Origin of the sequence: Cupriavidus sp. BIS7 (assembly GCF_000292345.1) — a bacterium.
Taxonomy (GTDB): domain Bacteria; phylum Pseudomonadota; class Gammaproteobacteria; order Burkholderiales; family Burkholderiaceae; genus Cupriavidus.
Map to the genome: position 1 here is coordinate 1 of NZ_ALOU01000118.1, position 10,401 is coordinate 10,401.

A 10,401-nucleotide genomic window follows, 5' to 3' on the forward strand; every position below is an offset into this window, starting at 1 on the left:
GCCCCAACCCGCCGGTGTGTTTTTGCCTGCCTTTGGCGACACAATCACTGCGCCAAGCGCGCCAGATCGATACAATGGCTCCCGCAATCCCCTGCCCGGAGAGCCGATGAACAAAGAATTCGAAGCGGATGGCATGGTGGCCGACAAGGCGATCCCCAACCCCGGATCGCAGGCTGCTGACCCCGCATCCAGCCCCGAAAGCCGCGCTGCCGAAGTAGCCGCCACCATTGCCCGCGCGGCCGTCGACCAGGCCGACCATGCGATGCGAAACTGGACCGACCCAGCTGAAGGTCCAGTGCGCATTGGCTCCACCGAGCACCTGCGCATGTTTTCCAACATGCTGCTGCAGACCCACAATCCCTACAAGCCAGCCGTCATCGAGTGGCCTAAGCTGTCGCCCGATGCGCTGGAGCGCGTGACGTCGCTGCCGATCTGGGACATCGCGGTGCAGACCGAAGGCCGCGCGTCGGTGCGCGTGCACAGCTTTGCCGGACTCCAGCGCGACCCGCTGCTGCGTAGCGCACTGGAAATGGATGGCGACGAGGAAGCGCGCCACAAGGTGGTGCTGTCGAAGCTCGTCGAGGCGTACGGCATCACGCTGGAACCGGAGCCCGAGTACCTGCCGCCGTCTGACATCGAATGGGGCTGGCTGGTTACAGGCTACAGCGAGTGCATCGACAGCTTCGCCGCGTTCGGCCTGTTTGCCGCCGCCAAGGATTCGGGCTTCTTCCCGGCCGAACTGGTCGAGACTTTCGAGCCGGTGATTCAGGAAGAGGGACGCCACATCCTGTTCTTCGTCAACTGGGTGGCCTGGTATCGCGCCAACCTGCCGTGGTGGCGCCGGCCGGCCTTTGCGTTCAAGGTATTCCGCGTCTGGCTGTTCCTGATCCGCGAGCGGATCGGCCTGGCCCGCCAGATCGAGGTGGACGAGAACGGCGGCGCGCAGGATGCCAATTTCCCGCTGAACGCAGCCGAGACACTGGCCGAATCGCTCTCTGCCGGTTCGATGATCGATCTCTGCCTGACCGAGAACGACCGCCGCATGGCAGGTTATGATGCGCGCCTCCTGCGACCTACGACCGTGCCGAAACTGGCCCGCTTTGCGCGCCGCTTCGTCAAATAACTCGCCATGCTGTTTGGATTTTCCCTGCTGACCCTCGTGGTCTGGTGCGTGCTCGTCTTTGCGCGCGCCGGTTTCTGGCGCGTGCGCAAGCCCGCGCCCTCCCCCGTCCCGGCCGAATGGCCGCCCGTGGTCACCGTGATCCCGGCCCGCAATGAGGCCGATGTGATCGGCCGCGCCGTGACCGGCGTGCTGAGCCAGCACTACGCCGGCCGGCTCCATCTGGTGGTGGTGGACGACCACAGCACCGACGGCACCGCCGATATCGCCCGTGCCGCCGCCCTGTCGATCGGCAAGGCCGATGCGCTGACGGTGATTGGCGCGCGCGACCTGCCCGCGGGCTGGAGCGGCAAGGTCTGGGCGCAGTCCGAGGGGCTGGCTGCGGCGGATGCGCAGATACCCGACGCGAAGTTCGTCTGGCTGACCGATGCCGATATCTGGCACGGCCCGAATGCCGTGGCCGAACTGGTGGCGCGCGCCGAGGCCGAGCAGCGCGATCTGGTGTCGCTGATGGTGCGGCTGCGCTGCGATTCCGCGTGGGAACGCATGATCGTGCCGGCTTTTGTGTTCTATTTCGCCAAACTGTACCCGTTCGCGAGCATTGCCAATCCGCGTAGCCGGGTGGCGGGCGCGGCTGGCGGCTGCATGCTGGCAAGGCGCTCCGCGCTGGCCCGGATCGGCGGGTTCGAAGCCATTCGCGCCGAGTTGATCGACGATTGCAGCCTGGCCGCGAAGATCAAGGCCGGCGGTTCTATCCGGCTTGACCTGGCCGACGACAGCATCTCGCTGCGTCCGTATGACGACTGGCAGAGCCTCTGGAACATGATCGCGCGCAGCGCCTACACGCAGCTGTATTACTCGCCGTGGATGCTTGCTGGCGCCACGCTGGGCATGGTCCTGACCTACCTGGCACCGCCTGCGCTGGCACTCGTGGGCGGCGCTGCGGCGTGGCCCGCCTGGCTTGCGTGGATCCTGATGGCGATCAGCTACCGCCCGATGCTGCGGGAGTACCGCCAGCCAGCCTGGATGGCCCCGCTGCTGCCGCTGACGGCCGTGTTCTATCTGGGTGCCACGCTTGATTCGGCGCGCCGCTATTATCTGCGTCGCGGCGGCCAGTGGAAGGGGCGCTCGCAGGCGCCCGTGCGGTCCTGACGGTCCCCCGTCAACTCAGGTAACCGGCCTCGCGGAACCAGCTGAGGGCGTCGCGCAGGCCCTCCTGATAGGGCCGCGGCGCGTAGCCAAGTTCGCGCTGCGCCTTGGCGGATGTGAAGAACATCCGGTATTGCGACATCTTCAGCCCGTCCACGGTCACGAACGGCTCCTTGCCGGTGAAACGCGCCACCGTTTCGGCCACCCGCGCGACCGGATAGAGCGGCCAGCGCGGCAGTTCGATGGTCGGCGCCTTGCGGCCGGTCATGCCCGCGATATCGGCCAGCATCTGCCGCAGCAGCACATCCTGGCCACCGAGGATATAGCGCTCGCCGATGCGGCCCTTGTCCAGCGCCAGAAAATGTCCGGTCGCCACATCGTCCACATGGGCCAGGTTCAGGCCGGTATCGACGAAGGCCGGGATCTTGCCCGTGGCGGCCTCGACGATGATCCGCCCGGTTGGCGTCGGCCGCACGTCGCGCGGCCCGATCGGCGTGGACGGATTCACGATCACCGCCGGCAAACCCTCTGCCACCAACCGCTCCACCTCCCGCTCGGCCAGCACCTTGCTGCGCTTGTAGGCGCCGATTGCCTCATGGCCCGCCATGGCCGCCGTTTCGTCGACCGGCGCGGTGGCCCCGGCCACCCGCAGCGTCGCCACGCTGCTCGTATAGACGACGCGCTCCACACCGGCCGTGCGGGCCGCGTTCATGACCGTCACCGTGCCTTCGACGTTAGAGCGCACGATTTCCTCGGGATCTGGCGCCCACAGCCGATAGTCGGCCGCCACGTGGAACAGGTAGCGCACCCCGGCCATGGCCCGCGCCATCGATGCCGGATCGCGCATGTCCCCTTCGACGATTTCCACCGGCAGGCCGGTCAGGTTGGCCCTCGGGCTGGTCGAACGAACCAGAACCCGCACCTGGAACCCGCGCTCAAGCGCTTGTCGCATCACAGAAGAGCCCAGGAATCCCGAGGCACCTGTAACAAGAATGCAATTGTTGATTTCAAATCCCCTAACAATGTTGCGCGCACATTCCGCGTTTCCGGCCGCGGATCGCGGCCCGGCGCGGATTTGCGGTGCGGCATTCTCGCCGGAAAAGCCCTGTTGGCAAATTCCCACGTCCCGACAAGAAAAGCGACCCCGGTATATAGTAACCACCGTGAGCCGGAAATGTGATGCCGGGAATACCAGATACTGATGTCATCAAATTTTCACAAGCGTTTTCACGAACGTTTTCACAGTTTTCACAGTTTTCAGAAGAGGGTCGGGAGAACATCTCAATGCAGGTGATACTTGCCCAACCTCGCGGCTTTTGTGCCGGTGTGGTCCGCGCCATCGAAATCGTCGACCGCGCGCTCGTCAAGCATGGCGCCCCCGTCTATGTTCGACACGAAATCGTACACAACAAGCACGTCGTGGAAGGGCTGCGCCAGAAAGGCGCGCGTTTTGTCGAGGAACTCGACGAAGTGCCCGGCAATGCGGTGACGATTTTCAGCGCGCACGGCGTATCGCGGGAAGTGATCGCCGAGGCCGGACGCCGAGACCTGCACGCGATCGACGCCACCTGCCCGCTGGTCATCAAGGTCCACAACCAGGGCCGCCAGTACGCGGCCGCTGGCCGGCACGTGATCCTGATCGGCCACGCCGGGCACCCGGAGGTGGAAGGCACGATGGGCCAGATCCCGGGCAAGGTCATCCTGGTGCAGAGCGAGGCCGAAGTGGCAACGCTGGACCTGCCGGCCGACGCTCCAGTCGCCTACATCACACAAACCACGTTGTCCGTAGACGACACCCGTAATATCATTGCGGCGCTCGGGGCACGATTTACCGATCTGGTAGGCCCAAGCACCCGTGATATCTGCTACGCCACTCAAAACCGGCAGAGCGCGGTACGCGAATTGTCCACCCGTGTGGACGTCATCCTTGTGATTGGCGCCACCAACAGTTCCAATTCGAACCGGCTGCGCGAAATCGGCAACGAGAGTGGCGTGCCGAGTTACCTGATTGCCGACGGCAGCGAGCTGGACCCCGCCTGGGTCCGTGACGCTGATGTCGTAGGCATTACCGCGGGCGCCTCGGCGCCCGAAGAAATGGTGGAAGACGTCATTGCGGCCTTGCGCCGCCTTGGTCCGGTCGAAGTATCGACCATGGAAGGGATCGAGGAACATGCCGAATTCCGCCTACCGGCTGAACTGGCCGATGCAACGCTGGCCCCAGGGGCCAGGAAAACAACCGATATCAGTGATGCTCAGCTTGCCGACCACACGGCGGCAGGCTGAAGCAAGGAACTGAACCTAACTGGAAGCACCCCCTTGGCCATTCCATTTCTGCAGGTCGCCCGCGTAGGCGCCTACATCGCACGCAAGCACCTGTCCGGGCAAAAGCGTTACCCGCTCGCACTGATGCTGGAACCCCTGTTCCGCTGCAACCTCGCCTGTTCGGGCTGCGGCAAGATCGACTATCCGGACCCGATCCTGAACCAGCGCCTGTCCGTGGCCGAATGCCTGGAAGCCGTGGACGAGTGCGGCGCGCCGGTGGTCTCGATCGCCGGCGGCGAGCCGCTGCTGCACAAGGACATGCCCGAGATCGTGCGCGGCATCATCGCCCGCAAGCGCTTTGTCTACCTGTGCACCAACGCGCTGCTGATGGAAAAGAAGATCGACCAGTACGAGCCGAGCCCGTACTTCGTGTGGTCGATCCACCTGGACGGCGACCAGGAGATGCACGACCACTCGGTCAACCAGGAAGGCGTGTACGACAAGTGCGTGGCAGCCATCCGCATGGCCAAGGAGCGTGGCTTCCGCGTCAATATCAACTGCACGCTGTTCAACGACGCCAAGCCCGACCGCGTGGCGAAGTTCTTCGACTCGGTCAAGGCAATGGGCGTGGACGGCATCACGGTGTCGCCGGGCTATGCCTATGAGCGCGCCCCGGACCAGCAGCACTTCCTGCACCGCGGCAAGACCAAGCAACTGTTCCGCGACATCCTCTCGCGCGGCAACGCCGGCAAGAACTGGGCGTTCAGCCAGTCCACGATGTTCCTGGACTTCCTGGCCGGCAACCAGACCTACAAGTGCACGCCGTGGGGCAACCCGGCGCGTACGGTGTTTGGCTGGCAGCGTCCGTGCTACCTGGTCGGCGAAGGCTACGTCAAGACCTTCAAGGAACTGATGGAAGACACCGACTGGGACGCATACGGCGTTGGCAACTATGAAAAGTGCGCCAACTGCATGGTCCACAGCGGCTTCGAGGCCACTGCCGTGGCCGACACGTTCTCGCACCCGCTCAAGGCGCTGGGCGTGAGCCTGCGCGGCGTGAAGACCGACGGCCCGATGGCGCCGGACATCCCGCTGGACAAGCAACGCCCGGCGGAATACGTGTTCTCGCGCCATGTGGAAATCAAGCTTGCCGAGATCGGCAACCTGAAGAAGGCCCAGGGCAGCCGCGCCGAGGCCGTGCAGGCCCAGGTGCACTAAACCTGGTGAGGTGAAAACAACTCGGGGTCGGCATGCCGACCCCGATTGTTTTCATGACTGCAAGACGTCAGGTCCGCGCATTGTGATTAGTCAGGTACTTCACCAGCCCATCCACACCGTCGCGCGCGACGATGTCGGCGAACTGCTTGCGATACACCTCGATCAGCCACGCGCCCATCATGTTGATGTCGTAGATGCGCCAGCCTTCGGGCTCACGCTGCAGGCGGTAGTCGATCAGCATCTCGTCGCCATTGTTCATCACACGCGTGGCCACCACCACGTCATTGGCATTGCTGCCGGTTTTGGCCGGCTTGTACGAGAACTTCGGGTTCTGCTCGCGCAGTTGCGAAAGCGACACCGCGTAGCTGCGTACCAGCAGCGCGGTGAACTGTTCCTGGAGTGTCTTTTGCTGTTCGGGCGTCGCCTGTTTCCACGCATTGCCGACAGCCAGCCGCGTGGTACGGCCAAAATCGGTATAGGGAAGGAATTCCCGCTGGACCACGGCGGTGATCTTTCCAAGATCGCCGGCGCGGGTTTCCGGGTCGGTCTTGATCTTCGTGATCACGCCCTCCACGGCGGACTGCACAAGCTTGTCCGGCGAGGCGTTGGTATTGACCTGCGCATGCGCGGTGGTGACGACGACCACGGCGGCGATCGGGGCAATGAGGGCGGCGGGAAGGAATCCGTGACGGTTCATGACTATCTGATGCTCAAGGGGTCGGCCGGCTGGCCAGTCGGGCCAGTATATAGCGGATCGATATCGGGTCGGGCCGCATGGTCCATACGACTTCCCGAGCCAGCAACGGTTCCTCCACCCGCTATACTCCGTGTGCCGCCAACGCGCCCCCCGATCGCCGGGCGCTGAAGAATTCATACACATGATCAGACAGTTGCTCGTTCGCACCGTCAAATTCGCCACCGCTCAACCGTGGCTGGTAATTGGCATTTCCTTGCTGCTGACCCTGGCCAGCGGCATTTATGCAGCCCGCAATTTCGCGATCAATACAGATATCAGCCGCCTGCTTGAGTCGGACGCACCGTGGGCAAAGTACGACCAGTCCATCAGCGACGCCTTTCCGCAGCGCGACAAGATGATCCTGGCCGTGGTGCAGGCCCCGGCCAAGGAACTGGCCGACGCGGCCGCCAACGAGTTGGCCGAGGCACTGCGCCAGCAGCCCAAGCGCTTCCGCGCAGTCGGGCAGCCCGGCTCCGGGCCGTTTTTCGAACGCAACGGCCTGCTGTTCGCCAACGCTGCGAGCGTCGACGACATGGCCGACAAGCTCACCCAGGCCCGGCCGCTGATCAACAATCTTGCGCACGATCCCACGCTGCGCGGCCTGTCCGACCTGCTGACCACCACGCTGACGCTGCCGCTGCAGTTGGGCCAGATCAAGCTCGGCGATATGGAAAAGCTGCTCGATCAGAGCGCAACCACCGTCGACGGCGTGCTGGCCGAACATTCGGTGGCCCTGTCGTGGGCCGGTCTGGTCGACAACAGCCTCAAACCCAACGCAGACGGCAACGCGTTCAGTTTCGTGACGCTGTCGCCGGTGCTCGATTTCAGCGACCTGCAGGCTGGCTCCGGCGCCAGCGACGCCATTCGCGCGGCGGCTACGGAACTCAAACTCGCGGAGCGCTACAGCGCCGTGGTGCGCCTGACCGGCCCCCAGCCGCTGGCCGACGATGAATTCGCCTCGGTCAGCGATGGCGCCGCGCTCAACGGCATCATCACGCTGGTCATCGTGATCGGCATTCTCTGGCTGGCGCTGCGCTCGGCCCGGTTGATCACGGCGGTGCTGCTGAGCCTGATCGCCGGACTGATCATGACGGCCGCGCTTGGCCTGCTGATGGTCGGCGCGCTGAACATGATTTCGGTGGCGTTCGCGGTGCTGTTCGTCGGCCTTGGCGTCGATTTCGGCATCCAGTTCGGCGTACGCTACCGCGCGGAACGGCACGAGAACGACGACATCGGCGAAGCGCTGGTGCTGGCCGCGCGCGACGTGGCGGGCCCGCTGACGCTGGCCGCCGCGGCCACGGCGGCAGCGTTCTTCTGCTTCCTGCCCACCGACTATCGCGGCGTGGCGGAGCTTGGCAAGATTGCCGGCGTCGGCATGTTCATCGCGTTCGGCACCACCTTCACGCTGCTGCCGGCGCTGATCCGCGTACTGGCGCCGCCGGGCGAGAACGAGGTTCCCGGCTTTGCCTGGCTGGCCCCGGCCGATACCTTCTTCGAGCGCCATCGCAAGGGCACGCTGGTCGGCGTGCTGGCCTTGCTGATCGCGGGTGCGCCGCTGCTGCCGCACCTGAAGTTCGACTTCGATCCGCTGCACCTGAAGGACCCCGAATCCGAATCAATGTCGACGCTGCTTGCGCTCAAGGACGCGCCGCAGGCCGGCACCGACGACGTCAACGTGCTTGCCCCGTCAGTGGCGGCCGCCCAGCAGGTGGCCACCAGGCTGAAGGCGCTGCCCGAAGTGGAGCGCGTGGTGACGCTGAAGACGTTTATCCCGGACGACCAGACGGTCAAGCTGGCCACAATCGCCGGGATGTCGAAGAACCTGATGCCGGTGCTCACGCAGACCCGCTCCGAGCCAGCCGATGACGTGCGCCGCGTGGCCTCGCTGCGCAATGCGTCGCGCCAGCTTGCGCTGGCTGCCGAGGATCACCCGGGGCCGGGTGCGGAAGCGGCCGATCACCTGTCGCGCTCGCTCAAGAAGCTGGCTGACGCCCCGGCCTCCGCGCGCGACCGCGCCGAACAGGCAATTGCGCTGCCGCTGCAACTGGCGCTGGCTTCGCTCCAGAAGGCTCTGCAACCCGAGCCGATCACGCAACAGACGCTGCCGCCCGAACTGGTGCGCGACTGGCTGGCCCCCGATGGCCAGGCGCTGGTCAGCATCAGCCCGAAGCTGCCGCCCCCCGGCGCGAAGAACGACGAAGCCCGCGAGGCCGCGCTGAATCATTTCATCGACACCATGGCGCGCGTGCAGCCTGACGCCACGGGCGGCCCGATTGCAATCCGCGGTTCAGCCGACACCATCATGTCCGCGTTCCTGCACGCGGGCCTGTGGGCCGTGCTGTCGATCACGGTGCTGTTGTGGATCACGCTGCGGCGCGTGGGCGACGTGCTGCGGACGCTGATCCCGCTGCTGGTCTCGGGCATCGTGACGCTGGAGTTGTGCGTGGTCTTCGGCATCGCGCTGAACTTCGCCAACGTCATTGCGCTGCCGCTGCTGCTCGGCATCGGCGTGGCGTTCAAGATCTACTACGTGATTGCCTGGCGCCACGGCAAGACCAAACTGCTGCAATCGAGCCTGACCCACGCCGTGCTTTTCAGTGCCGCCACCACGGCCACGGCGTTCGGCAGCCTGTGGCTGTCGCACCACCCGGGCACCGCGAGCATGGGCAAGCTGCTGGCGCTGGCGTTGGTCTGCACGCTGACCGGCGCCGTGTTCTTCCAGCCGATCCTGATGGGACGCCCGCGCCGCCAGCCTCTGGGCCGCGCCGAGCCGCTCGGCCCGTCACTACCCCCACTGTCGGTGGCTACGACAATGGCCCAATCCGCCGATAAGACAGCAGGACCGGATCATCGCCACCCAGGACGGTAGGCGGCCAATTCCGACAAGAACCCGAAAGGTCAAACGTTTCCCGATGCTCTTCCGTTTTTTGCCCTCGCGCGCTTTTGCGCCGCGTCAGTCCCGCTTTGCCAGCACGCTGGCGGCCGCCTCGCTGTCCATCCTGGCCACTGGTTGCGCCACGGGCCCGCAAGCCAATCCGCAGGACCCGCTCGAGCCAATGAACCGGGTGATCTTCACGGTCAACGACAAGATCGACACCTACGCGGCCCAGCCGCTGGCCAAGGGCTACAAGGCGGTGACGCCTGAACCTGCGCGCCTGGCCGTGACCAACTTCTTCTCGAACCTGGCCGACGTCGGCAACTTCGTGAACAACGTGCTGCAGGGCAAGGGCGTCGATGCCACCGAGACGATGATGCGCGTAGCCATCAACTCGGTGCTCGGCATCGGCGGCCTGATCGACGTTGCCACGGCAGCCGGCCTGGACCGCCATTCGCAGGACTTCGGACTGACGCTGGGCACATGGGGCGTACCGACGGGCCCCTACCTGGTTCTGCCGATCTACGGCCCAAGCTCGTTCCGTGACGGCGTGGGCGTGGCAGCCAGCATCTACCTGGACCCGGCACACTACTTCGATCCGGCCTGGCGCAACACGATGTTCGGCGTCAACGTGATCAACACCCGAGCCAACCTGCTCGGCGCCACAGACCTGCTCTCGCAGGCGGCGCTGGACAAGTACGCGTTCGTGCGTGACGCCTACACCCAGCGGCGCCAGTACCTACTCAACCAGGGCGAAAACGCGCTGCCGACGTATGACGAAGTGGACGAGTCGGACAAGGGTACGGAAGCCAAGCCTTCGGCGCCGGGTGCACCGGCTTCGGCTCCGGCTGCTCCGGCTGCCCCTGCTTCTGCTCCGGCTGCTCCCGCACCTGATAGCGCGAAGTAGTGAACACTGGCGGGCCTTGAAACGCCCGCCCTCTCCCCCAACCCCTCTCCCGCATGCGGGAGAGGGGAGCAAACCGACGGAATCATTTCAAATGCCAGCGGGGTTCCCCCCTCTCCCGCGTGGCGGGAGAGGGG

The 10,401-nt window shown here is 65.2% G+C and carries 8 protein-coding genes; 6 read left to right on the forward strand and 2 right to left on the reverse strand.

Going from position 1 to position 10,401, the window contains the following annotated elements; genetic code table 11:
* The first annotated feature begins 106 nt into the window (after positions 1–106).
* Together B552_RS0126720 and B552_RS0126725 are read left to right on the forward strand one after the other, a co-directional pair.
* Positions 107–1,123, forward strand: coding sequence for a hypothetical protein (locus tag B552_RS0126720; protein WP_019452129.1), 1,017 nt, complete (start codon positions 107–109; stop codon positions 1,121–1,123).
* Positions 1,124–1,129: 6 nt separating this feature from the next.
* Entirely contained in the window at positions 1,130–2,272 is a 1,143-nt protein-coding gene (locus tag B552_RS0126725) for a glycosyltransferase (protein ID WP_019452130.1), read from the forward strand.
* A 10-nt stretch (positions 2,273–2,282) separates the two neighbouring features.
* Here B552_RS0126725 and hpnA read toward each other — a convergent pair whose 3' ends face one another.
* On the reverse strand, positions 2,283–3,275 hold the full coding sequence (gene hpnA / locus B552_RS0126730; RefSeq protein ID WP_035880413.1) for a hopanoid-associated sugar epimerase: 993 nt from the start codon (positions 3,273–3,275) through the stop codon (positions 2,283–2,285).
* Positions 3,276–3,553: 278 nt separating this feature from the next.
* On the opposite strand from hpnA, the gene ispH reads away from it, so the two are divergent.
* Complete coding sequence (gene ispH / locus B552_RS0126735; protein WP_019452132.1) at positions 3,554–4,552, forward strand: 4-hydroxy-3-methylbut-2-enyl diphosphate reductase; 999 nt, start codon at positions 3,554–3,556, stop codon at positions 4,550–4,552.
* Positions 4,553–4,585: 33 nt separating this feature from the next.
* On the forward strand, positions 4,586–5,749 hold the full coding sequence (gene hpnH / locus B552_RS0126740; RefSeq protein ID WP_019452133.1) for an adenosyl-hopene transferase HpnH: 1,164 nt from the start codon (positions 4,586–4,588) through the stop codon (positions 5,747–5,749).
* Positions 5,750–5,816: 67 nt separating this feature from the next.
* Here the strand turns inward: hpnH and B552_RS0126745 are convergent, their stop codons facing one another.
* Positions 5,817–6,446, reverse strand: a complete 630-nt coding sequence (locus tag B552_RS0126745; RefSeq protein WP_019452134.1) for an ABC transporter substrate-binding protein — start codon at positions 6,444–6,446, stop codon at positions 5,817–5,819.
* A gap of 181 nt (positions 6,447–6,627) precedes the next feature.
* Between B552_RS0126745 and B552_RS0126750 the strand changes: the two genes are divergently transcribed.
* Entirely contained in the window at positions 6,628–9,354 is a 2,727-nt protein-coding gene (locus tag B552_RS0126750) for an MMPL family transporter (RefSeq protein WP_019452135.1), read from the forward strand.
* A gap of 43 nt (positions 9,355–9,397) precedes the next feature.
* The gene (locus B552_RS27985; RefSeq protein WP_019452136.1) at positions 9,398–10,267 is read left to right on the forward strand and encodes a VacJ family lipoprotein; all 870 of its coding nucleotides are present in this window, start codon (positions 9,398–9,400) and stop codon (positions 10,265–10,267) included.
* The last annotated feature ends 134 nt before the right edge of the window (positions 10,268–10,401 follow it).

Bases quoted from the DNA above. Each gene is read 5' to 3' on its own strand.
- B552_RS0126745 (WP_019452134.1), bottom strand. From the start codon at position 6,446: ATGAACCGTCACGGATTCCTTCCCGCCGCCCTCATTGCCCCGATCGCC.
- B552_RS0126720 (WP_019452129.1), top strand. From the start codon at position 107: ATGAACAAAGAATTCGAAGCGGATGGCATGGTGGCCGACAAGGCGATC.
- ispH (WP_019452132.1), top strand. From the start codon at position 3,554: ATGCAGGTGATACTTGCCCAACCTCGCGGCTTTTGTGCCGGTGTGGTC.
- B552_RS0126750 (WP_019452135.1), top strand. From the start codon at position 6,628: ATGATCAGACAGTTGCTCGTTCGCACCGTCAAATTCGCCACCGCTCAA.
- B552_RS27985 (WP_019452136.1), top strand. From the start codon at position 9,398: ATGCTCTTCCGTTTTTTGCCCTCGCGCGCTTTTGCGCCGCGTCAGTCC.
- B552_RS0126725 (WP_019452130.1), top strand. From the start codon at position 1,130: ATGCTGTTTGGATTTTCCCTGCTGACCCTCGTGGTCTGGTGCGTGCTC.